The 22,299-nt window shown below is 70.8% G+C and carries 19 protein-coding genes; 4 read left to right on the top strand and 15 right to left on the bottom strand.

Annotation, left to right across the window (positions count from 1 at the left end; all coding sequences use genetic code 11):
* Window positions 1-33 precede the first annotated feature (33 nt).
* Window positions 34-1,692, top strand: coding sequence for an alkaline phosphatase (locus tag E6R62_RS22085; RefSeq protein WP_136215243.1), 1,659 nt, complete (start codon window positions 34-36; stop codon window positions 1,690-1,692).
* A 223-nt stretch (window positions 1,693-1,915) separates the two neighbouring features.
* Entirely contained in the window at window positions 1,916-2,863 is a 948-nt protein-coding gene (locus E6R62_RS22080) for a zinc metalloprotease (RefSeq protein WP_136215284.1), read from the top strand.
* Between the two features lie 121 nt (window positions 2,864-2,984).
* Here E6R62_RS22080 and E6R62_RS22075 read toward each other — a convergent pair whose 3' ends face one another.
* The gene (locus E6R62_RS22075; protein ID WP_136215242.1) at window positions 2,985-3,554 is read right to left on the bottom strand and encodes a dienelactone hydrolase family protein; all 570 of its coding nucleotides are present in this window, start codon (window positions 3,552-3,554) and stop codon (window positions 2,985-2,987) included.
* A 55-nt stretch (window positions 3,555-3,609) separates the two neighbouring features.
* On the opposite strand from E6R62_RS22075, the gene E6R62_RS22070 reads away from it, so the two are divergent.
* Window positions 3,610-4,653, top strand: coding sequence for a mechanosensitive ion channel family protein (locus E6R62_RS22070; RefSeq protein WP_136215283.1), 1,044 nt, complete (start codon window positions 3,610-3,612; stop codon window positions 4,651-4,653).
* A 14-nt stretch (window positions 4,654-4,667) separates the two neighbouring features.
* Here E6R62_RS22070 and E6R62_RS22065 read toward each other — a convergent pair whose 3' ends face one another.
* The 5 genes from E6R62_RS22065 to E6R62_RS22045 all read right to left on the bottom strand — a co-directional run bounded on the left by E6R62_RS22065 (window position 4,668) and on the right by E6R62_RS22045 (window position 9,470).
* Window positions 4,668-6,260, bottom strand: a complete 1,593-nt coding sequence (locus E6R62_RS22065) for a Na+/H+ antiporter (protein ID WP_136215241.1) — start codon at window positions 6,258-6,260, stop codon at window positions 4,668-4,670.
* 91 nt (window positions 6,261-6,351) lie between these two features.
* Complete coding sequence (locus tag E6R62_RS22060) at window positions 6,352-6,816, bottom strand: GNAT family N-acetyltransferase (RefSeq protein ID WP_136215240.1); 465 nt, start codon at window positions 6,814-6,816, stop codon at window positions 6,352-6,354.
* A complete protein-coding gene (locus tag E6R62_RS22055; RefSeq protein WP_136215239.1) occupies window positions 6,813-7,754 on the bottom strand; it encodes an RluA family pseudouridine synthase in 942 nt (313 codons plus the stop codon). The genes E6R62_RS22060 and E6R62_RS22055 overlap by 4 nt, the downstream gene beginning before the upstream one ends.
* A gap of 41 nt (window positions 7,755-7,795) precedes the next feature.
* Window positions 7,796-8,356: a signal peptidase II gene (gene lspA, locus E6R62_RS22050; protein WP_136215238.1), complete on the bottom strand. Its 561-nt coding sequence runs from the start codon at window positions 8,354-8,356 to the stop codon at window positions 7,796-7,798.
* Between the two features lie 109 nt (window positions 8,357-8,465).
* A complete protein-coding gene (locus E6R62_RS22045; RefSeq protein WP_240801809.1) occupies window positions 8,466-9,470 on the bottom strand; it encodes a TraR/DksA C4-type zinc finger protein in 1,005 nt (334 codons plus the stop codon).
* A gap of 557 nt (window positions 9,471-10,027) precedes the next feature.
* Here E6R62_RS22045 and ileS point away from each other — a divergent pair.
* Entirely contained in the window at window positions 10,028-13,174 is a 3,147-nt protein-coding gene (ileS, locus tag E6R62_RS22035; protein WP_136215237.1) for an isoleucine--tRNA ligase, read from the top strand.
* A gap of 357 nt (window positions 13,175-13,531) precedes the next feature.
* On the opposite strand, the gene E6R62_RS22030 is transcribed toward ileS, so the two are convergent.
* The 9 genes from E6R62_RS22030 to ftsW form a co-directional block, all read right to left on the bottom strand.
* Window positions 13,532-14,734: a DivIVA domain-containing protein gene (locus E6R62_RS22030; protein ID WP_136215236.1), complete on the bottom strand. Its 1,203-nt coding sequence runs from the start codon at window positions 14,732-14,734 to the stop codon at window positions 13,532-13,534.
* Window positions 14,735-14,816: 82 nt separating this feature from the next.
* The gene (locus tag E6R62_RS22025) at window positions 14,817-15,113 is read right to left on the bottom strand and encodes a YggT family protein (protein ID WP_053689581.1); all 297 of its coding nucleotides are present in this window, start codon (window positions 15,111-15,113) and stop codon (window positions 14,817-14,819) included.
* 60 nt (window positions 15,114-15,173) lie between these two features.
* A complete protein-coding gene (locus tag E6R62_RS22020) occupies window positions 15,174-15,782 on the bottom strand; it encodes a cell division protein SepF (RefSeq protein WP_136215235.1) in 609 nt (202 codons plus the stop codon).
* A 164-nt stretch (window positions 15,783-15,946) separates the two neighbouring features.
* A complete protein-coding gene (locus tag E6R62_RS22015; RefSeq protein WP_136215234.1) occupies window positions 15,947-16,666 on the bottom strand; it encodes a YggS family pyridoxal phosphate-dependent enzyme in 720 nt (239 codons plus the stop codon).
* Window positions 16,667-16,669: 3 nt separating this feature from the next.
* Window positions 16,670-17,401 (bottom strand): peptidoglycan editing factor PgeF, encoded by a 732-nt coding sequence (gene pgeF, locus E6R62_RS22010; RefSeq protein ID WP_206308802.1) that lies wholly within the window; start codon window positions 17,399-17,401, stop codon window positions 16,670-16,672.
* A complete protein-coding gene (gene ftsZ / locus E6R62_RS22005) occupies window positions 17,398-18,603 on the bottom strand; it encodes a cell division protein FtsZ (protein WP_136215233.1) in 1,206 nt (401 codons plus the stop codon). The genes pgeF and ftsZ overlap by 4 nt, the downstream gene beginning before the upstream one ends.
* A gap of 278 nt (window positions 18,604-18,881) precedes the next feature.
* Window positions 18,882-19,565 carry a cell division protein FtsQ/DivIB gene (locus E6R62_RS22000; RefSeq protein ID WP_136215280.1) on the bottom strand — a complete coding sequence of 228 codons (684 nt, stop codon included), beginning with the start codon at window positions 19,563-19,565 and terminating at the stop codon, window positions 18,882-18,884.
* A gap of 190 nt (window positions 19,566-19,755) precedes the next feature.
* Window positions 19,756-20,850: an undecaprenyldiphospho-muramoylpentapeptide beta-N-acetylglucosaminyltransferase gene (murG, locus tag E6R62_RS21995; protein ID WP_136215232.1), complete on the bottom strand. Its 1,095-nt coding sequence runs from the start codon at window positions 20,848-20,850 to the stop codon at window positions 19,756-19,758.
* A 6-nt stretch (window positions 20,851-20,856) separates the two neighbouring features.
* Window positions 20,857-22,272, bottom strand: coding sequence for a putative lipid II flippase FtsW (ftsW, locus tag E6R62_RS21990; protein ID WP_136215231.1), 1,416 nt, complete (start codon window positions 22,270-22,272; stop codon window positions 20,857-20,859).
* Window positions 22,273-22,299 lie beyond the last annotated feature (27 nt).

Below are 22,299 nucleotides of genomic sequence, written 5' to 3'. Positions count from 1 at the left end.
TCGAAGCCATACCGGTCAGTAATATGATCGGCCGTGACCAGTCATCTCTCTTCTGCCGCCTCGGCACATCCCCGCCGCCGTACGGTCGTCAAGGCCGCGGCCGCCACGGCCGCGCTGGCGCCGATCGTGACGCTGGGCGCCACCGCCGCCCACGCGGCGGAGCCCGCCCCCGCCTTCCTGCACGGCGTCGCCTCCGGCGACCCGCTGCCCGACGGGATCCTGTTGTGGACCCGCGTCACCCCGACCGCCGACGCCGTGCCCGGCTCCGGCGTGGGCCCGGACACCCGGGTCGGCTGGGAGGTCGCGGAGGACAAGTCCTTCTCCCGCGTCGTCGCGAGCGGGTCCGTCACCGCGACCGCCGCCGCCGACCACACCGTCAAGGCGGACGTGCGCGGCCTGCGCCCCAAGACCGTGTACTGGTACCGGTTCACGGCCGGCGCCGCCGTCTCCCCCGTGGGCCGGGCCCTGACCGCCCCGGCCGCCGACACGAGCACGCAGGGCGTCCGCTTCGGCGTGGTCTCCTGCGCCAACTGGGAGTCCGGCTACTTCTCCGCCTACCGCCACCTGGCCGCCCGGGCCGACCTCGACGCGGTCCTGCACCTCGGCGACTACATCTACGAGTACGAGAGCGGGGGTTACCCGGAGGCCAAGTACGTCGTACGCCCACACGTGCCGAAGCACGAGATCGTCGACCTCGCCGACTACCGCACCCGGCACGGCACGTACAAGACGGACGTCGACCTCCAGGCGCTGCACGCCGCGCACACGATCATCGCGATCTGGGACGACCACGAGTTCGCCAACGACTCCTGGTCGGGCGGGGCGCAGAACCACACGCCGGGCACCGAGGGCGACTGGTCGGCCCGCGCGGCCGCCGCGAAGCAGGCCTACTTCGAGTGGATGCCCGTGCGCCCCTCCATCGCCGGCACCGTCTACCGTCGGCTGCGCTTCGGCACCCTCGCCGATCTGCACCTGCTGGACCTGCGCACCTTCCGCTCCCAGCAGGCCTCGATCGGCAGCGGCGCGGTCGACGACCCGGAGCGCACCATCACCGGGCGCGCCCAACTGGACTGGCTCAAGTCGGGGCTCTCGGCCTCGCGCGCTACCTGGCAGCTGGTCGGCACGTCGGTGATGATCTCACCGGTGGCCTTCGGCTCGCTGCCCGCGCACCTGCTGCAGCCGCTCACCAAGCTGCTCGGGCTGCCCGAGGGCGGGATAGCGGTCAATGTGGATCAGTGGGACGGCTACACCGACGACCGCAGGGAACTCCTGGGCCACTTGAAGGACCGGGGCATCAAGAACACGGTGTTCCTGACCGGCGACATCCACATGGCGTGGGCGAACGACGTCCCGGTGGAGAAGGCGACCTACCCGGCTTCCGGCTCGGCGGCGACCGAGTTCGTGGTGACGTCGGTGACTTCCGACAACATCGACGATCTGCTGCACGTGCCGGCCGACACCGCCTCGCTGGTCGCCGAAGCGGCCATCAAGGCGGCGAACTGGCACGTCAAGTGGCTGGACATGGACGCGCACGGGTACGGCGTCCTGGACGTGACGGCCGAGCGCGCGCAGATGGACTACTACATCGTTTCGGACAAGCGGCGCCAGGACGCCACCTCGGCGTGGGAGCGCTCGTACCGCACCCTGAACGGCACTCAGAAGGTGGAACGGGCCGACCGCCCGGTTCGCTGACGTAACGTCAAATTTGCGGTCGACGAGGGGGCCTGGCTCATACCAGGCCCCCTTTCCGCGTCATCGGCAACAAATCTTTAACCTACGAGATCTTGCCATTCTGATGACATGCACACGTAAGCTGCGCGTCAGCGTGAGGACGTACCTCACCCCCCACCACGCTTCGCGAGGAGTCAACGTGCGCGCCACCGCCCGCATATCCCCCCTGCTCCGCCGCCGCCTCATGGGTACGGCCGTCCTGGCCGGCACCCTGGCCTTCGCCCCCCTGACGGCTCCCACGACCGTCGCCGCGGCCAAGTCCGCCGAGGCCTGTACGCCCGGCCAGTCCACCGGGGCCCCGGCCGCCGCCCGTGTCGCGCGCCCCAAGGACCACCACGCGGCCGACCCCAACGAGATCTCGGACGCCCAGGTCAAGTCCATGGACGCCGACCTCAAGAAGAAGCTGTCCCAGCTCGGCCCCCAGCAGCTGGAGGGCATGCGCGCGAGCGCCACCACGGCCACCACCATCCCGGTGTACGTGCACGTCATCACCTCCGGCACCGCCGGCAAGCTGACGGCGACCGACATCAACAACCAGCTGTCCGTCCTGAACGCCGCCTACAGCGGCAAGGGCACCGGCAACGTGGACTCCGGCTACCAGTTCAGCCTGGCCGGCACGGACTACACGGACAACGCCGCCTGGTACAACGTCTCCGACGGCACCCAGGCCGAGAAGGACATGAAGAACGCCCTGCGCAAGGGCGGCAAGAACGCGCTGAACCTCTACACCGCCAACCTCGGCGGCGGGCTGCTCGGCTGGGCCACCTTCCCCAGCTCCTACGCCTCGCAGCCGACGATGGACGGCGTGGTCATCCTCAACACCTCGCTGCCCGGCGGCTCCGCCACCAACTACAACGAGGGCGACACCGCGACCCACGAGGTCGGCCACTGGATGGGCCTGTACCACACCTTCCAGGGCGGCTGCTCGGGCAGCGGTGACTCCGTGGCCGACACCCCGGCCGAGCAGAGCGCGGCCTTCGAGTGCCCGACCGGCCGTGACAGCTGCACCAACAAGACCGGTGTCGACCCGATCCACAACTTCATGGACTACACGTACGACTCCTGCATGTACCAGTTCACCGCCGGCCAGGTGGCCCGCATGAAGAGCATGTGGACCGCCTACCGCGCCTGATCAGCACCTACCGTGCCTGATCGGCGCCCGTCGCGGCGGCGGCGGACGGCGGCCACGTGAACAGGGGCCCGGCCCGGCGAAAGCCGGACCGGGCCCCTGCCCGCGCTCTCCCCGGACGCGCCTACAGGCTGTCGAGGAACGCCAGCGCGACCTTCCACGTCTGCTCGGCGGCCTCCGCGTCGTAGTCGTCGAGCCCCGGATCGGTGAACAGGTGCCCGGCGCCCTGGTAGCCGTGGACCTCCACGTCCGCCCCGGCCCGCCGCATCCGCAGGTACCAGGCCGTCAACCAGTCGTGCGGCTCGAACGGATCCGGGTCGGCCACGTGCAGCTGCACCGGCAGGCCGTCGACCGAGGCGTCCTCCTCCAGGTCCGAGGTGCCGTGCAGGAGCAGCAGCCCGCGCGCCTTCTCGTCGTGCAGTGCCAGGTGCTGGGCCAGCGAGGCGCCGAACGAGAAGCCGGCGTAGACCAGCCCTTGGTCGGAATGGGGGGCCGCGGCCAGGACGGCCCGCCTGAGCAGCTCGTCACGGCCGATCTCGTCCTGGTGGGCCATGCCCTCCTCGACGGTCTCGAACGTACGCCCCTCGAAGAGGTCGGGGACCAAGGCCGTGTGTCCCGCCGCGCGCAGCCGGTCGGCCGCAGCGTGCACCGCGGGCCGCAGCCCGTACGTCGAATGGAAGAGCAGGATGTTCATTCCCCCATCGTGCCAGTTTCCGAAAGCGCGATCCGGTTAGGTTGCCCGCATGGAGATGGAGAACGTCCTTCGCCCCGTCGCGGTCATCGGCGGCTCGCTGATCATCACCCTGCTCGCCGGGTGGGTGCTCGACGTGCTGCTGCGCCGGGCCGACGCCCGACACCACGAGACGCCCCTGTGGGACCTGCTGCGCCGCTGCCGGGTGCCGTTCCAGATCGTGCTGTGCTCCGCGCTGCTCAGAGGGTCCTACCGCTCGGCGCGCATCCTGCCGCGGCACGCCGACGGCGTCGGCCGGGCCCTGACCCTGGTCCTCATCGCCTCCACCGCCTGGCTCCTGGTCCGGATCGCGACGGCGATAGTCGACTCCGGCTACGCGCGCTACGCCTCGGGCTCCCGCGACGCGGCCCGGGTACGCCGGGTCCGTACCCAGGTGACGTTGATCCAGCGAGTGGTGACGGCGGTGGTCTCCGTGGTCGCCATCGCGGCCATGCTGCTGACGTTCCCGGCGATGCGGACGGTCGGCACCTCGATGCTGGCCTCGGCGGGTGTGCTGGGCATCGTGGCCGGCGTCGCCGCGCAGTCCTCCCTGGGCAACCTCTTCGCCGGTCTGCAGATCGCCTTCGGCGACACCGTCCGGATCGGGGACACCGTGGTGGTGGACAAGGAGTGGGGCACGGTCGAGGAGATCACCCTCACGTTCCTGATGGTCCGCACCTGGGACGAGCGCCGCATCACGATGCCCGTGTCGTACTTCACCAGCAAGCCGTACGAGAACTGGTCCCGCGGCGGCGCGCAGATGACGGGCACGGTCTTCCTGCACCTGGACCACTCGGCGCCGATCGACCTGATGCGCGAGCAACTCGCGCTGATCCTCAAGGAGACCCCGGAGTGGGACGGCCGCGCGAGCGGCCTGGTGGTGACCGACACCACACCCAACACCATCGAGGTCCGGGCCATGGTCACGGCCAAGGACGCCGACGACGTGTGGACCGTGCGGTGCGCGGTCCGCGAACGCCTCATCGCCTGGCTGGTGGCCGAGCACCCGTACGCCCTCCCGCGCCTGACGACCGTCGACGCGGTCCGCGGGGCCGCCGCCTGAGACGGGTACGGGACCTACGGATTGCGCAGGCTGCGCACGTCCAGGTGGCGCAGGACCCGGTCGACGATCTCCGGATCGGCGCCGGGTTCGCTGCGCGCCGCCAGCACCTCGTGCCGGGCCGCCGACATCATCTCCCGCTGGATGCGTTGGACGTCGCGGATGCGCTCCACCCGCTTCGCGTACGCCTCGCGCCGTTCCTCGTCCACCATGTCGGGGCTGATCCTCGCCCCCACGTCGTACGCCCGGCGGTACAGGACCTCCAGAAGGTCGTCGGGGAGGTCCTCGGCCCCCTCGATCTCCTGCAGCCGCCGCTTGGCGGCCTTGGCGGCGCGGATGGCGAGCCGCCGCTCCGTCTCCCGTTCCAGGTCCTCGTCGGCCTCGACCCCCAGCTTGCGCACGAGCCAGGGCAGCGTCAGCCCCTGACAGAGCAACGTCACCATGATCACCGCGAAGGCGATGAAGACGATCTGGTCCCGCGCCGGGAAGGGATCCCCCGCGTCGGTCTTCAGCGGGATCGCCAGGGCCAGCGCCACGGAGGCCACGCCCCGCATCCCGGCCCACCACATGACGGTGCTCTCCCGCCAGCTCACCGGGATCTCCTCGGCGTAGTCACGACGACTGTGCAGCCGCTTCGCCAGCCAGCCCGCCGGCAGCAGCCACAGCAGCCGGACGCCCACGACCACCAGCACGACGACCGCCGCCCAGAGCGCCATCTGCTCCTCGCGGCCGCGTGCGGTACCGAAGACGTGGTGCAGCTCCAGCCCGATCAGCCCGAACGCGACGCCGGTGACCAGGGTGTCGACGATCTCCCAGAAGGTGTGTCCGGCCAGCCGCCCCAGCACGTCGTCGGCGTCGGTAGCGTATTCGGCGAGGAAGAGGGCGGTCACCAGCACGGCGAGCACGCCCGAGCCCTGGAGCTCCTCCGCCACGGTGTAAGCGACGAACGGAACCAGCAGCGTCAGTCCGATCTGGAGCGTGGCGTCCCCGAGCCGGCCCATGAGCCGGTTGGTGACCCACCCGAGGGCCAGGCCCACCGCCAGGGCGACCACGGCGGACAGCACGAACTCCCCGAGGGCCTCCGGCCAGGAGAAGGTGCCGCTGACGGCGGCGCCGACGGCCACGTGGTAGAGCACGATCGCGGTGACGTCGTTGAACAGGCCCTCGCCCTCCAGGATCGACACCAGTCGGCGCGGCAGTCCCAGCTGCCCGGCCACGGCGGTGGCCGCGACCGGGTCGGGCGGGGCCACGAGCGCGCCGAGGGCGACGGAGGCCGCCAACGGCAGCCCGGGCACCACGGCGTTCGCCACGGCGGCGACGGCCGCGGTGGTCACGAAGACCAGCGCCACGGCCAGCAGCAGGATCGGCCGGACGTTGGCGGCGAACTGGCGCCAGGAGGTGCGCTGCGCGGAGGCGTACAGCAGCGGCGGCAGCACCAGCGGCAGGATGTACTCGGGCGGGATGTCGACGTTCGGCACGACCGGCACGAGCGCCAGCACCACCCCGCCGATGGTCATCAGCACGGGCGCGGGCAGTCCCAGCCGGTCCCCGAGCGGCACGGTGACCACGGCGCCGAGCAACAGTACGAAAAGCAGAGCGAGCTGATCCACTCCCCCACCCTGCCAGGCCGTCGCGTCCGGCCGGTGTGGGCGGTCGGTGTGTCGGCGGTCGGCGGGCCGCGTACCGCGAAGGGGACGCGGGTTACGGCAGGGTGCGCCGCATGGCCCGGTGCGCGATGCCCGCCTCGTGGAACTCCGGTCCGTAGGCCAGGTAGCCCAGGCGCTCGTAGAAGCCGAGGGCGTGCGTCTGGGCCCCCAGGTCCACGGCGGTGAGCCCCAGCCGGCCGGCCTCCGCCTCGATGGCCCGCACCAGGGCGGCCCCGACGCCCAGCCCGCGTGCGGCGGCGCTCACGGCGAGCCGCCCGAGGGAGCCGACCTCCGGGGAGCCCGTCTTGCCGAGGACGTCGGGCCCGTGCAGCAGCCGGCCGGTGCCCAGCGGCTTGCCGTCGGGCCCCTCGGCCAGCACGTGCACGGCGCCCGCGTCGTAGGCGTCGTACTCGATCGACTCCGGCACGGACTGCTCGATCACGAACACCTGGTGGCGCACCGCGAAGCACGCGGCGCGATCCGTCTCGCCGTCCGCGACGCGGACGGTGAAGGCCGTCACTCGCTCTCGGCCCGGATCACGTCCAGGGCGTGCTGGAGGTCCGCCGGGTAGCCGCTCTCGAACTCCACCCACTGCCCGTCTGCGGGGTGCTCGAAGCCCAGCCGAACGGCGTGCAGCCACTGCCGGGTCAGCCCCAGCCGCTTGGCGACGGTCGGGTCGGCGCCGTAGGTCAGGTCGCCGACGCAGGGGTGGCGGTGGGCGGACATGTGCACACGGATCTGGTGCGTACGGCCGGTCTCCAGCTTGATGTCCAGCAGCGAGGCCGCGCGGAAGGCCTCGATCAGGTCGTAGTGGGTGACGGAGGGCTTGCCCTCCTGGGTCACGGCCCACTTGTAGTCCGCGCTGGGGTGCCGGCCGATCGGCGCGTCGATGGTGCCGCTCATCGGGTCCGGGTGGCCCTGGACCAGCGCGTGGTAGCGCTTGTCCACGACGCGCTCCCGGAACTGGTTCTTCAACGAGGTGTACGCGCGCTCGGACTTGGCGACGGCCATCAGGCCGGACGTGCCGACGTCGAGGCGGTGCACGATGCCCTGGCGCTCGGAGGCGCCGGACGTCGAGATCCGGTAGCCGGCGGCGGCGAGGCCGCCGATGACGGTGGTACCGGTCCAGCCGGGGCTCGGGTGGGCCGCGACGCCGACCGGCTTCATGATGACGACGATGTCGTCGTCGTCATGGACGATCTCCATGCCCGGGACCGGCTCGGCGACGAGTTCGACCGGCCGCGGCGGCGCGGGCATCTCGACTTCCAACCAGGCGCCACCGTGCACGCGCTCGGACTTCCCGACGACGCTGCCGTCGACCGCCACCTTCCCCGCGGCCGCGAGTTCGGCCGCCTTCGTCCGGGAAAATCCGAACATACGGGCGATGGCGGCGTCGACGCGCTCGCCCTCAAGGCCATCGGGAACGGGCAGGGTGCGGATCTCGGGAATCGTACTCACCTGTCGAGTATGCAGGACTCGACAGCCGGGCCCTCCCGCGATCAGTCCTCGTGGACGGTGCCGTCCGGGTCCAGGCCCTTGAACGAGAGCAGGACGATCAGGATGCCGCCGCACACGATCGCCGAGTCCGCGAGGTTGAACACGGCGAAGTGGGCGGGCGCGATGAAGTCGACGACGGCACCGCGGAAAACGCCGGGTGAACGGAAGATCCGGTCGGTCAGATTACCCAGGGCGCCGCCCAGCAGCAGGCCCAGCGCGATGGCCCACGGGAGGCTGTAGAGCTTGCGGGCCAGCCGGACGATCACGACGATCACGGTGGCCGCGATGCAGGTGAAGATGATCGTGAAGGCCTCGCCGAAGCCGAACGCGGCCCCGGGGTTGCGGATGGCCTCGAACTTCAGCAGGTCCCCGACGACCTCGATCGGCCGGTGGTGCTCCAGCTTGGCGACGACGACCATCTTGCTGCCGAGGTCGATCAGGTACGCCAGTACCGCCACCACGAGCAGCGCCGCGATCCGCCGACGCCCCTTGGGCGCGGTCGGCTCCGGCTCCGCGCCGTCCCCGACGTCCGGCGTACCGATGATGCGCTCCGCCTCTGCCACGTGAGTCCCTCGAACTAGCACGAACCAGGTTCCCGGCAGGTTCCTGGACCCTGACGAGACACGAGGGTACGTCAGGGTCCCGTGGGCCGCGCCGCCCGGCCGGGCCGGATCAGTGCCGCCGCTCCTGCTTCTGCTTGCAGTCCACGCACAGGGTGGCCCGCGGGAAAGCCTGCATCCTGGCCTTGCCGATGGGCTTCCCGCAGTTCTCGCAGAAGCCGTACGTGCCCGCCTCCAACCGCTCCAGGGCGCGCTCGGTCTGCTCCAGCATCAGAGTGGCGTTCGCCGCGAGGGCCAGCTCGGACTCCCGGGTGATGTTCTTGGTCCCCGTATCGGCCTGGTCGTCGCCCGCGCCGTCGCCCGAGTCCCGCATCAGACCCGAGATGGCCTGCTCGGAGGCCTCCAGTTCGGCGCGCAGTCGCAGCACCTCGCCGGTCAGCTCCGACCGGGCCTCGGACACCTCGTCGGGCGTCCAGGGGTCCTCGCCGGGGCGTACGGGCAGCCGGCCGGGGGCGGCGTGGCCCCCGGCGGTGGCCGCCCTGGGGAGGCCGCTGGTGGCGGCCTCGGCCGTCTTGCGCGTCGCGCCGGTGCTCTTCTTGGCAACCACTGTGCGGGCTCCAGTCTCTTTCGCGGCCTGCGCCGCCCCCTCGACCCCGGCCGGTTTGGCCGCGGCCTTTCTCGCCGTCGTCTTCCTGACGGCGGCCGTCGCCTTGTCCGCGGACGCCGTGGCCGCCTTCTTGGCGGGCGGCTTCTCGGCGGGCGCGGTGGCCGTCTTCTTCGCCGGTGCCTTCTTGGCCGGTGCCTTCTTGGCCGGTGCCTTCTCGACGGCCGGCCCGGTCGCCGGTGCCGTGGTCGAGGGCGGCTTCTGCACGGCTGTCTTGTCCACGGCTGCCTTCTTCACGGGTGCCTTGATCGCGGATGCCTCGGTCGCGGATGCCTTTTCCCCGCCGCTCTTGCGCACGGCGTCCTTCCTCGCGGCGTGCACGGGTTTCCCGGCCGCCTTGGCAGCGGTCTTGGCAGCGGTTCCCTTCCCGGCCGGGGCGTCCGTCTCGGCGCGGGCCTCGGCGACCTTTCCGACAGCCTTTCCGGTAGTCCCGGCGGTCTTCTTCGCCACCATGGCCGCGGCCCCTTCACATACTGTGATAATTGCTCGCGAATCGTGCCGGAACGATAAATCGGCTCCGGCGCCACGGCAACGGGGCGCGCATCCGTCGTGGTGAACCTGCATCCGTTGTGCCCAGCCCGAAGCCCGGTAATCCGCCCCTCCCAGCCCGACAGGGCCCGGACCGGCCGCGTCGGCCCATCCGGGTCACGCGCGGGGCACCCGCCGGGGGCGCCCCGCGGCGCCGCCCCCGGCGGGTAAACCGGTCGGCCGGGCGCCGCCCGGCCCCGTACACTGGGCCCAGCGAAAGGCATGGATGGGGACGAGTAGCGTCGGACGCAGCCAGGAGCGACCCGGGGACGGTGAGAGCCCGGGGGCGAGCGCGATGTGAAGGATCACCCCGGAGCCGCCGGAAGAAAGCCGTCACCACGGCGAGTAGAACCGGCTTCGCACCCCAATGAGGGGGCCACCGGCGCCGCCGGCGGCCAAGGAGGGTGGTACCGCGGGAGCAGCAGACGGCTCTCGTCCCTCCGGACGGAAGTCGCATCCCGCCGGAGGAAGAGTTCAGCCTCATGACCACACCGCCGCAGTACCGCCCGGTACCCGCCCAGGTCGACCTGCCTGCCCTTGAGCACGCCGTCCTCGACTTCTGGCGCGAGAACAAGACCTTCGACAAGACCCTGGCCCAGTCCGAGGGCCGCCCCGAGTGGGTCTTCTACGAGGGCCCGCCCACGGCGAACGGCATGCCCGGCGCCCACCACATCGAGGCCCGCGTCTTCAAGGACGTCTTCCCGCGCTTCCGCACCATGCGCGGCTACCACGTCGCCCGCAAGGCCGGCTGGGACTGCCACGGCCTGCCCGTCGAGCTCGCCGTCGAGAAGGAACTCGGCTTCAACGGCAAGCAGGACATCGAGGCGTACGGGATCGCCGAGTTCAACGCCAAGTGCCGCGACTCGGTGACCCGTCACACCGACGCCTTCGCGGAGCTCACGACCCGGATGGGCTACTGGGTCGACCTGGACGACGCCTACCGCACCATGGACCCCGAGTACGTGGAGTCCGTGTGGTGGTCGCTCAAGGAGATCTTCAACAAGGGTCTGCTCACCCAGGACCACCGTGTCGCCCCCTGGTGCCCGCGCTGCGGCACCGGCCTCTCCGACCACGAGCTGGCGCAGGGCTACGAGACGGTCGTCGACCCCTCGGTCTACGTGCGCTTCCCGCTGACCTCCGGCCCCCTCGCCGGTCAGGCCGCGCTGCTGGTCTGGACGACCACCCCCTGGACCCTCGTCTCCAACACCGCCGTGGCCGCGCACCCCGAGGTCACGTACGTCGTGGCGAGCAACGGCGAGGAGAAGCTGGTCGTCGCCGAGCCGCTGCTGGAGAAGGCCCTGGGCGAGGGCTGGGAGGCCACCGGGCAGTCCTTCACGGGCAAGGAGATGGAGCGCTGGACGTACGAGCGCCCCTTCTCGCTCGTGGAGTTCCCCGCGCCCGCCCACTACGTCGTGAACGCCGAGTACGTCACGACCGAGGACGGTACGGGTCTGGTCCACCAGTCCCCCGCCTTCGGCGCCGACGACCTCGCGGTCTGCCGCGCGTACGGCCTGCCGGTCGTGAACCCGGTCCGTCCCGACGGCACCTTCGAGGAGGACGTCCCGCTGGTCGGCGGCGTCTTCTTCAAGAAGGCCGACGAGAAGCTGACCGCCGATCTCGACGCGCGCGGCCTGCTCTTCAAGCACATCGCCTACGAGCACAGCTACCCGCACTGCTGGCGCTGCCACACCGCGCTGCTCTACTACGCGCAGCCGTCCTGGTACATCCGCACCACCGCCGTCAAGGACGCGATGCTGCGGGAGAACGAGAAGACGAACTGGTTCCCGGACTCGGTCAAGCAGGGCCGCTTCGGGGACTGGCTGAAGAACAACATCGACTGGGCGCTGTCCCGCAACCGCTACTGGGGCACCCCGCTGCCGATCTGGCGCTGCGAGGAGAACCACCTCACCTGCGTCGGCTCGCGCGCCGAGCTCTCGGAGCTGTCGGGCACGGACCAGTCGGCCCTGGACCCGCACCGCCCGTACATCGACGACGTCACCTTCACCTGCACCCACGAGGGCTGCTCCCTCGAAGCGGTCCGCGTCCCGGAGGTCATCGACGCCTGGTACGACTCGGGTTCGATGCCGTTCGCGCAGTGGGGATACCCGTACAAGAACAAGGAGATCTTCGAGAAGCGCTACCCGGCGCAGTTCATCTCGGAGGCCATCGACCAGACGCGCGGGTGGTTCTACACCCTGATGGCGGTCGGCACGCTGGTGTTCGACAAGTCGTCCTACGAGAACGTGGTCTGCCTGGGCCACATCCTCGCCGAGGACGGCCGCAAGATGTCCAAGCACCTGGGCAACATCCTCCAGCCCATCCCGCTCATGGACCAGCACGGCGCGGACGCGGTGCGCTGGTTCATGGCGGCCGGCGGTTCCCCGTGGGCGGCGCGCCGCGTGGGCCACGGCACGATCCAGGAGGTCGTCCGCAAGACGCTCCTCACGTACTGGAACACCGTCGCCTTCCAGGCGCTGTACGCCCGCACCGCCGACTGGGCGCCCTCGGCGACCGATCCGGCCCCGGCGGACCGCACGGTCCTGGACCGCTGGCTCCTGTCCGAACTGCACACGCTGACCGCCGAGGTCACGGAGGCGATGGAGTCCTACGACACCCAGCGCGCCGGCAAGCTGCTGTCCTCCTTCGTCGACGACCTGTCCAACTGGTACGTCCGTCGTTCGCGCCGCCGCTTCTGGCAGGGCGACGCGGCCGCGCTGCGCACGCTGCACGACGTGGTGGAGACGGTGACCCGGCTGATGGCCCCGCTGACCCCGTTCATCACGGAGCGGGTCTGGCAGGACATGATCGTGCCGGTGACCCCGGAGGCCCCGGAGTCCGTGCACCTGTCGTCGTGGCCGGTCGCGGACGCCTCGGCGGTCGACCCGGTGCTGTCGCAGCAGATGCAGTTGGTCCGCCGCCTGGTGGAGCTGGGTCGCGCGACGCGTGCGGAGTCCGGGGTCAAGACCCGTCAGCCCCTGTCGCGGGCGCTGGTCGGGGCGGTCGGCTTCGACGCCCTGTCCCCCGAGCTCCAGGCCCAGATCACGGAGGAGCTCAACGTCTCCTCGCTGGCCTCCCTGTCGGAGGTCGGCGGTTCGCTGGTGGACACCACGGCGAAGGCCAACTTCCGTGCGCTGGGCAAGCGTTTCGGCAAGGGCGTGCAGGACGTCGCCAAGGCGGTGGCCGCGGCCGACGCGGCGGCCCTGTCCCTGGCGCTGCGTTCGGGCGAGGCCTCGGTGGAGGTGAACGGCGAGACGGTCACCCTCACCCCGGAGGAGGTCATCATCACGGAGACCCCGCGTGAAGGCTGGTCGGTGGCGTCCGACTCGGGTGCGACGGTCGCGCTGGACCTGGAGATCACTCCGGAACTGCGGCTGGCGGGCCTCGCGCGGGACGCGATCCGCCTGATCCAGGAGGCCCGGAAGAACTCCGGCCTGGACGTGGCGGACCGGATCGCCCTGCGGTGGTCCGCCTCGGACCCGGAGGTCGTGACGGCCCTGACGGACCACGCGGCGCTGATCGCGGACGAGGTCCTGGCGACGGACTTCGCCTCCGGCGAGGCGGACGCGGCGTACGGCGCCCCGTTCACGGACGAACCCCTCGGCCTGACGTTCCGCCTCCGCAAGGCATAGCCACCCCGACCACCTGTGGCCCGGTCTCCCCCGCGGGGGGGGCCGGGCCACACCCGTATCTCCCGTGGCCCGGGGAGGCCCCGAACCAAGCCGCCCAGGACCGGCCCCGCCCGCCCAGACCAGCCGCGCCCGCCCGGGACCGGCCCCGCCGGCGTTTGAGGCGCGGGGTCCGGGTGGAGCCCCGGCAACGGCGCCGCGCCCGAATGCCGGACCGCGCCCGACCCGACCCGACCACCCCAGCCCCCGCCGGGGGTCGAGGCGCGTGGTGGGCCGGGTAGCGAAACGGGCCGGGCCCGGTGCCCCCGAAGGGGAACCGGGCCCGGCCCGAACTGCTGCTGCCGACAGACAGGCGGCGGCCTAGTTGTCGTCCTCGTCGATCAGGAAGCCCCGCATGGGAGACGGCGCCTGCATCGGCTGCGGTGCGGCCGGCCGCACCGGAGCCATCGGCTGCGTCATCGCCGGGGACATCTGCTGCTGACCGCCGTAGGACGGACCGCCGCTCATCGGGGAGGGACCGCCCATGGGGGACGGGCCGCCCATGGAGTGGCCCATCGCACCGGCCGGAGCCATCGACGGGGACGGCGACGGCGGCAGCGCCGGACCGGCCGGACCCCGCGGCGGGGCGAGGGAGTCGTCGGCCTGGGTCTCCAGCTGGCGCAGCTGCGACTCCAGGTAGGACTTGAGGCGCGTACGGTACTCGCGCTCGAAGCCCCGCAGGTCCTCGACCTTGCGCTCCAGCGTGGCGCGGGCGGACTCCAGGGAGCCCATCGCGACGCGGTGCTTCTCCTGCGCGTCCCGCTCCAGCGCGTCGGCCTTGGCGCGGGCGTCCCGCTCCAGGCCCTCGGCGCGGCTACGGGCCTCGCCGACGATCTTGTTGGCCTCGGAGCGGGCCTCCGCGATCGCCTGGTCGGCGGTCTGCTGCGCGAGCGACAGGACGCGGGCGGCGCTGTCGCCACCGGGGCCCTGCTGCGGGAGCTGCGGCTGCTGCTGCTGGTGCATGGGCTGGCCCATCTGCTGCATCTGCTGCCCCATCGGCTGCATCTGCTGGCCCATCGGCTGCCCCATGGGCTGGCCGAGCGGGTTCTGGCCACCCATGGACTGCTGCTGCATGGGCTGCTGGCCCATCTGCTGCTGCTGGCCCATCTGCTGCTGGCCACCCATGGTGTGCTGCTGCATGGGGCCGCCCATCGGGCCGGGGCCCTGCGGACCGTGGCCGCCGGGGCCGGCGGGCAGCTGCGGCTGGCCCCCGGGCAGCTGGGGCGGGCCCATCTGCGGCTGCTGCTGCTGCGGCGGGCCGGATATGGCCGCCGGGACGGGGCCGCCGGGGCCTCGCTGGTCCTGGGGCTCGGGCTTGCGCATGCCCTGCTGCTGCTGGTTCTGCGCGGCGGCTCGCGTGGCGGCGGCCAGCTTCGCGCGCAGGTCCTCGTTCTCGCGCAGCAGGCGCGTCAGTTCGGACTCGACCTCGTCGAGGAAGGCATCGACCTCGTCCTCGTCATAGCCTTCTCGCAGGCGGACGGTCGTGAACTGCTTGTTCCGCACGTCCTCGGGAGTCAGCGGCATGTCTTCTTCACCTCTACGTAGTCGTCGGCAGTCGGCAAGACCGTATCGGGATCGTCCCCGCGCGCGCGGAGAAGCTCATCGTTCACACGCTTCTCGCAGCGGTGCTCACGAAACTGATGAGGATGTAAACGATGATCATCAGAACGAAGAAGGACAGGTCGAGTGCCACGCCCCCGAGACGCAACGGCGGGATGAAACGCCGGAGAAGCTTGAGCGGTGGATCGGTGACAGTGTAGGTGGCCTCAAGAACGACCACCATCGCCTTGCCGGGTGTCCATGAGCGTGCGAACTGGAACACGTAGTCCATGACCAGTCGGAAGATCAGCACGATAAGGAAGCACATCAGCACGATGTAGACCACCTGCAGTGCGACGCCCATCCCGTGCTTCCCTCTCCCCTGCTCCCGCTCTGTTCCCGGCCCCGTGTCTGACGGATCGGTCTAGCTTTGGTTGAAGAACCCGCCCTCCGCGATGCGGGCCTTGTCCTCCGCCGTGACATCGACGTTAGCAGGCGACAGCAGGAACACCTTCTGTGTCACGCGTTCAATACTGCCGTGCAGACCGAAGACGAGGCCGGCTGCGAAGTCGACCAGACGCTTCGCGTCGGTGTCGTCCATCTCCGTGAGATTCATGATCACCGGAGTGCCCTCACGGAAGTGTTCCCCGATGGTACGGGCCTCGTTGTAGGTCCGGGGGTGCAGCGTCGTGATGCGGTACGGCTCCCGCTCGGAGACGACCTTGGGCATGATCACGGGGGCGTTCTTCTCCATGCTGGTGCGGTCAGGTGTGATGGATGCCACGGGTGCGATTCGCGCCGGACGTCCGTTTTCCGCCGGTGCCGGGGTGGGTTCCCGTGGCGCCGGGGGCTGTACGACCCGTACCGGTTCGTCCGGTTCGGGCGTTTGGTGCGCGGGTGGCTGACGCCGGCGATCCCGTTCCGGCTCCGGCTCGGGCTCGAACTCGTCATCGGGGTCGTACCCCGGGTTGTCGTACCGGTCGTCCTCCACGAGGCCGAGGTAGACCGCCATCTTGCGCATCGCGCCGGCCATTCTCCGAGTCCTCCGCTCTGTGGTGGATCGCCCTGTCGCAGGTGCCGCCGTACCGGCGAAGGCATTGTCGGTGATGTCACCAACTGCCCGCGATCCACGTGGCCTGTCCGCTCATCGGCGGAAATGACCATATTTTCTGCTGTGGTCCGACTTTCTTCGCGACGTTACCCGAGCCGGGGTCTCGCGCCGAGTACCGCAGTGCCGACGCGCACATGTGTCGCACCGGCCAACACGGCCTGTTCCAAGTCCGCGCTCATTCCGGCCGACACCATCGTGGCAGTCGGATGGTCGGCGCGCAGGCCGGATGACAATTCCATCAGCCGCTCGAAGGCCGCCTGTTCGCGCCCCGCGTAGGGGCCTGCCAGCGGGGCCACGGTCATGACGCCGTCCAGCCGCAGTCCCGGTGCGGCGGCCACGAGGTCCGCCAGTTCCGCGAGCAGGTCGGGCGCCGCCCCTCCCCGCGCACCCCGTTCGCCCGACTCGGCGTCGAGGGCGATCTGTACGAGGCAGCCGATCTCACGCCCCGCGTTCCCCGCGGCCGCGGACAGCGCCGTGACGAGCCTCGGCCGGTCGACCGACTGCACCACGTGCGCGTATCCCGCCACGGAGCGGACTTTGTTCGTCTGCAACTGGCCCACGAAGTGCCAGTCGAGCGGCAGATCCGCGCAGGCCGCGGCCTTGGGGGCGGCGTCCTGGTCGCGATTTTCCGCAACATGACGGACACCCAGGTCCGCCAGGAGTCGTACGTCGCTCGCCGGATACGTCTTGGTGACCACGATCAGGGTCACTTCGTCCCGCGCGCGGCCGGCCGCGGCGCACGCGGAGGCGATCCGCCCCTCCACCCGCGCGAGGTTCTCCGCGAGTTCCGACTTACGGTCCATCATATTTCAGTCCAACCAGACATATCCGGCCAACCGGCCGGTCACCCGGTCACGGCGGTACGAGAAGTGGTCCCGCGACTCCAGTGTGCAGACCGGTGATCGCCGGCTGTCGACCACCCCCGCCTCGGCCAGTTGCGCGTGCACCCCGGCTACCACGTCGACGGAGGGCGTCCCCCAACCGGTCTCGGCCCAGGCGGCCGGAACCACCTCCGCGACCGCCGCCCGCATCTCGGCGGGTACTTCGTAGCAGCGTCCGCAAACGGCCGGTCCGGTACGGGCGATCACGCGGGCCGGGTCGGCGCCGAGAGCGGTCATCGCCTCGACGACGGCGGGCACCACGCCCGCGACCAGCCCGGGCCGTCCGGCGTGGGCGGCGCCCGCGACCCCGGCGACCGGGTCGGCGAGCAGGACGGGCACGCAGTCGGCGGTGAGTACGGCGAGGGCGAGCCCCCGACGGCCGGTCACCACCGCGTCCACCGAGGGGATGTCGGAATCGGCACCCCACGGTCCGTCGACCACCGCCACGTCCCGGCCGTGCACCTGGTTCATCCAGACCACCAGCTCGGGCGCGACACCGAGGGATTCGGCGGCCCGCGTCCGGTTCGCACGAACGGCGGCCGGGTCGTCTCCGACCGCGCCGCCGAGATTGAGCTCCTCGTACGGAACGGCGCTCACCCCGCCCCACCTGTCGGTGAAGGCGAAGTGCGCGCCGTTCTCGCTGTGGTGTGCCAGCGTCACTTCAAGAAGTCCGGTACGTCCAGCTCCTCGGCCGGGCTGTCCGCGTAGGGACGGGCCGTCGGGACCTGGGGCGCCGGGGCCGCGGGCTCGACCGGGACCTCGACCGGGGCCGGCGGGTCCTCACGAGGGGTGACCGTGCCGAGCCCGCCGAAGGCCGGACGGACCGGCTCGGGGGCGGCGCGGACCGGCGCCGGGGCCGGCTCCTCGCGCTTGGTGGACGCGGCGCCGATGACGTTGTCCCGGCGGGCCGGGGGCTGTCCGCCGTCGAACCCGGCGGCGATGACGGTGACCCGCACCTCGTCGCCGAGCGCGTCGTCGATGACGGCGCCGAAGATGATGTTCGCCTCGGGGTGGGCCGCCTCGCTGACCAGCTGCGCGGCCTCGTTGATCTCGAAGAGACCGAGGTCCGAGCCGCCGGAGATGGAGAGCAGGACGCCGCGTGCGCCATCGATGGAGGCTTCGAGGAGCGGCGAGGAGATCGCCATCTCCGCCGCCGCGACCGCGCGGTCGTCGCCGCGGGCCGAGCCGATGCCCATCAGCGCCGAGCCCGCCTCGGACATGACGGACTTGACGTCCGCGAAGTCGAGGTTGATCAGGCCGGGGGTGGTGATCAGGTCGGTGATGCCCTGCACGCCCGAGAGCAGGACCTGGTCGGCCGACTTGAACGCGTCGAGGACGCTGACCTGGCGGTCCGAGATGGACAGCAGGCGGTCGTTGGGGATGACGATGAGGGTGTCGACCTCTTCGCGGAGTTCGGCGATGCCGTCCTCCGCCTGGTTCGCGCGACGACGGCCCTCGAAGGTGAACGGCCGGGTGACCACACCGATCGTCAGGGCGCCCAGCGAACGCGCGATGTTGGCGACGACGGGTGCGCCGCCCGTTCCGGTGCCGCCGCCCTCACCGGCGGTGACGAAGACCATGTCGGCCCCCTTGAGGACCTCCTCGATCTCCTCGCGGTGGTCCTCTGCCGCCTTGCGGCCGACGGCCGGGTTGGCGCCGGCGCCGAGGCCCCGGGTGAGTTCGCGGCCGACGTCGAGCTTGACGTCGGCGTCGCTCATCAACAGCGCTTGGGCGTCCGTGTTGATGGCGATGAACTCGACGCCCTTGAGACCGACCTCGATCATTCGGTTGATGGCATTGACACCACCGCCGCCGACACCGATGACCTTGATGACTGCGAGGTAGTTCTGCGGTGCTGCCACGTCGAAGGCCTCTCGCCTCGAGTTACGTGTCGCCGCCTCGCGGGCCTGCGTTGCGACGACTGATGCCGAAATGGGGCGGTCCGTACGCGCCGACCCGAACCCTAACCCTGAAGTTTAGGGTTAGGGGTGTGTCTGTTCCTTGGACTCTTCCGAACAGGACACTAAGTCGACAAGTAGCGAGTGTTCAACGAACACGCCGAACCTCCCGTTTTTCTTTTCACCCTATGTGATCACCCGTATCGCTGGCCAACCAGGGTGCGTCGTCGTTCGACCGGACGTCAACTCCCGGACACCGCAGGCGCGGTGGGGACGCTCACGTCGAAGTGCCCGGCTCCCGGGGCGGCTTTCAGCAGAGCGGTCAACGCCCGCCCCTTGGCCTCGCCGAGTTCACCGCTCCCCCACACCACCGTCCGGCCCCGCGTCAGCTGGAGCACGACCGAATCGTAGGACTCCACCTTGACCTGCACGGCTTCCTTGGCGACGGCTTCGGGGAGGCTTCCCGCGATGCCCACGGCCTCGTGCAGCAGCCGGTCGGAGTCGAAGCGCCGGCCGCTCGGCGAACGCTCCGCGGCCAATTCGAGGACCGGCACGCCGGCAGGTGCTTTCGCCACCGTGTCGAATCGCACACCCGATGCGTCCACTTCGACGAACTTCGCGTCCTTCTTGATGAGCAGGACCGGTTTGCGTTCCTTCACTTTCAGACCGATTCCGTGCGGCCAGGCCCGCACCACATCGACCGAATCGATACGGGGCAGCCGACGGAGCAACCGGCCCTCGATCTCGTCGCTGTCGACGCTCACCAAGGGCGCGCCGACGGGCACGGCCGCCGCCGCGAGCACCTGCTGCTCGGTGAGCACCTCGGTGCCCGCGGCCGTGACCTTCTCGACGCGGAGCCAGGACGATCCGTAGAGCACCCAGGCGCCGCCGCCCGCGAGGAGCACCGCGGCGACCAGCGAGGCCAGGACGAGGACCCGGCGCGGCCTGACGCCGGGCCCCCGCGGGCCATTCGGTTTCGACGACTTCGGGCCGCCGGGCGGCTTGGGAGCGCCGGAGCCCCCGCCCTCGGGGCGGGGCCGGCCGGGGCCGGGATTGCCTCGCTGTGCGGTCGTCGCTCCGGCCACTCCTGTGCCTCCCGGGTCAGTGCTTCCCGCCTCAGCGGGTCCTGCGTGCGGCGATCGCCTCGTAGACCAGGCCGACGAGCAGGTCGTCGGCGTCCCGGCGCCCGAACTCGGCGGCGGCGCGGGACATCTCGTAGAGACGGTGCGGATCGGACAGCACCGGGAGGACCTGGCCGAGCACCCACTCGGGGGTCAGCTCCGCGTCGTCGACGAGCAGGCCGCCGCCGGCCTTGACCACCGGCTGGGCGTTGAGCCGCTGCTCACCGTTGCCGATCGGCAGCGGTACGTAGGCGGCGGGCAGCCCGACGGCGGAGAGTTCGGCGACGGTCATCGCGCCCGCCCGGCACAGCATCATGTCGGCGGCGGCGTACGCGAGGTCCATCCGGTCCACGTACGGTACCGGGACATACGGCGGCATCCCGGGCATGTTGTCGACACGCGGCAGTTCGTTCTTCGGACCGACCGCGTGCAGGATCTGGATTCCTGAGCGCTGAAGGGTCGGGGCGACCGCCTGGATCGTCTCGTTGAGGCGACGGGCGCCCTGCGAACCGCCGGAGACCAGCAGGGTCGGCAGGTTGGGGTCCAGCCCGAAGGCGGCACGCGCCTCGGGACGGACGGCGGCCCGGTCCAGCGTCGAGATCGAGCGACGCAGCGGGATGCCCACGTAGCGGGCGCCGCGCAGCTTGCTGTCCGGGGTCGACACCGCCACGGCGTGCGCGTAGCGGGAGCCGATCTTGTTGGCCAGTCCGGGCCGGGCGTTGGCCTCGTGGACGATGATCGGCACCCCGAGGCGCTTGGCCGCGAGGTAGCCGGGCAGGGCCACGTAGCCGCCGAAGCCGACGACGCAGTCGGCCTTGGTGCGCTCCAGGATCTCCTCGGCCGCCTTGATCGTGCCGCGCAGCCGTCCGGGGACGGTGATCAGCTCGGGGGTGGGTTTGCGGGGCAACGGGACGGCGGGGATCAACCCCAGCTCGTAACCGCGCTCGGGCACGAGGCGGGTTTCGAGTCCGCGTTCCGTGCCGAGGGCGGTGATGCCCACGGAAGGGTCCTGCCTGCGCAGGGCGTCCGCGAGGGCGAGCGCCGGCTCGATGTGGCCGGCGGTCCCCCCACCGGCGAGTACGACATGCACCGAAATTCACCGCTCTCCGGACGGACGCCTTGTGACGCGCCGTCTCATCGACTTCCATCTCAGCCCGGTCAGCAGCCGGCCGTTCTTCGGCTGCCGCATCGCGAGCGCCGCGCGCGCCGCCGGCTCCTCCCGCGCGAAGGCGATGAGCAGTCCGACCGCGAACATGGTCGGCAGCAGGGCGGACCCCCCGTAGGAGAACAGCGGGAGCGGGACCCCGGCGATCGGCAACAGACCGAGCACCGCGCCGATGTTGATCACGGCCTGGGCCGTGATCCACGTGGTCACGCCTCCCGCGGCATACCGTACGAAGGAGTCCTCCGTGCGTCCGGCCACGCGGATACCCGCATAGCCTAGAGCCGCGAACAGGGCGAGCACCGACAGCGTCCCCGCCAGACCCAGTTCCTCACCGGTGATGGCAAAGATGAAGTCCGTGTGGGCTTCGGGTAGTTGCCCCCATTTTTCCACACTCGCACCCAGGCCGGAACCGAACCATCCGCCGGACGCGAGAGCGTAGATCCCGTGGACGGCCTGCCAGCAAAGGTCGTTCTTGCCCGGTTCTGTCGCGCCGATGCACGCCAGCCGGTCCATCCGGTGCGGGCTGGTCTTGATCAGCAGTACGACGATCACACCCGCGAAGGTCAGCACGCCCGCGAACATCCGGGTGGGCGCCCCGGCGAGCCAGAGCAACCCGAACAGGATCGCCCCGAGGATCACGGCCGTTCCCATGTCCCCGCCGAGCATGATCAGTCCGAGCAGCAGGAAGGCCACCGGCACGAGCGGCACCAGCAGGTGCTTCCACTGGCTCAGGAGCCCCTTCTCGCCCTTGCGTGCCAGCAGGTCGGCGCCCCACAGGATCAGTGCCAGCTTGCCGAACTCACTGGGCTGGAGCATGAACGGGCCGCCAAGGGAAATCCAATTCTGGTTACCGTTGATCGAGACCCCTATCCCGGGGACCTGGACCAGGACCATCAGGAAGAGCGTCCCGGCGAGCACCGGATAGGAGAGCGCCCGGTGGAGCTTGACCGGCATCCGGGAGGCGATCATCAGCAGGCCGGCGCCGATCAGGGCGGCGAGGAACTGCTTCTTGAAGAAGTAGGCGTCGCCCAGGCCCAGCTGGAGCGCCTTGATCATGGAGGCGGAGTAGACCATCACCAGTCCCAGGACGGTGATGAGCAGCGAGCTGCCGAAAATCAGGTAATACGCGGTGAGCGGACGGTCCCAGGCCTTGCGCACCTGCCACTGCGTACGCCGGAACCCGGCCAGCGGCCCGCGCCCCGCGGGGCCGCCGGGGCGGGCCGCAGGGCGTTTTCGGCCCTGCGCCCTGACCGCCTTCACGGACGTGACGGCCCTGACCGCCTTCGCGGCCTTCGCGGCCTTCGTGGCGGACGGCCGCCGCCCCGGCAGGACTTGTCTGGCCGGCATCTGTGATCTTCCCCTCCACTCGTACGA

Origin of the sequence: Streptomyces sp. A1136 (genome assembly GCF_004795055.1) — a bacterium.
Lineage (GTDB): Bacteria > Actinomycetota > Actinomycetes > Streptomycetales > Streptomycetaceae > Streptomyces.
This window is presented reverse-complemented; position numbering and strand designations above follow the sequence as displayed.

Bases quoted from the DNA above. Each gene is read 5' to 3' on its own strand.
- ftsW (WP_136215231.1), bottom strand. From the start codon at position 22,272: ATGCCGGCCAGACAAGTCCTGCCGGGGCGGCGGCCGTCCGCCACGAAG.
- E6R62_RS22025 (WP_053689581.1), bottom strand. From the start codon at position 15,113: ATGGGCGTCGCACTGCAGGTGGTCTACATCGTGCTGATGTGCTTCCTT.
- E6R62_RS22075 (WP_136215242.1), bottom strand. From the start codon at position 3,554: ATGAACATCCTGCTCTTCCATTCGACGTACGGGCTGCGGCCCGCGGTG.
- ileS (WP_136215237.1), top strand. From the start codon at position 10,028: ATGACCACACCGCCGCAGTACCGCCCGGTACCCGCCCAGGTCGACCTG.
- E6R62_RS22045 (WP_240801809.1), bottom strand. From the start codon at position 9,470: ATGGTGGCGAAGAAGACCGCCGGGACTACCGGAAAGGCTGTCGGAAAG.
- E6R62_RS22080 (WP_136215284.1), top strand. From the start codon at position 1,916: ATGGGTACGGCCGTCCTGGCCGGCACCCTGGCCTTCGCCCCCCTGACG.
- E6R62_RS22015 (WP_136215234.1), bottom strand. From the start codon at position 16,666: ATGATGGACCGTAAGTCGGAACTCGCGGAGAACCTCGCGCGGGTGGAG.
- E6R62_RS22070 (WP_136215283.1), top strand. From the start codon at position 3,610: ATGGAGAACGTCCTTCGCCCCGTCGCGGTCATCGGCGGCTCGCTGATC.
- E6R62_RS22030 (WP_136215236.1), bottom strand. From the start codon at position 14,734: ATGCCGCTGACTCCCGAGGACGTGCGGAACAAGCAGTTCACGACCGTC.
- E6R62_RS22020 (WP_136215235.1), bottom strand. From the start codon at position 15,782: ATGGCCGGCGCGATGCGCAAGATGGCGGTCTACCTCGGCCTCGTGGAG.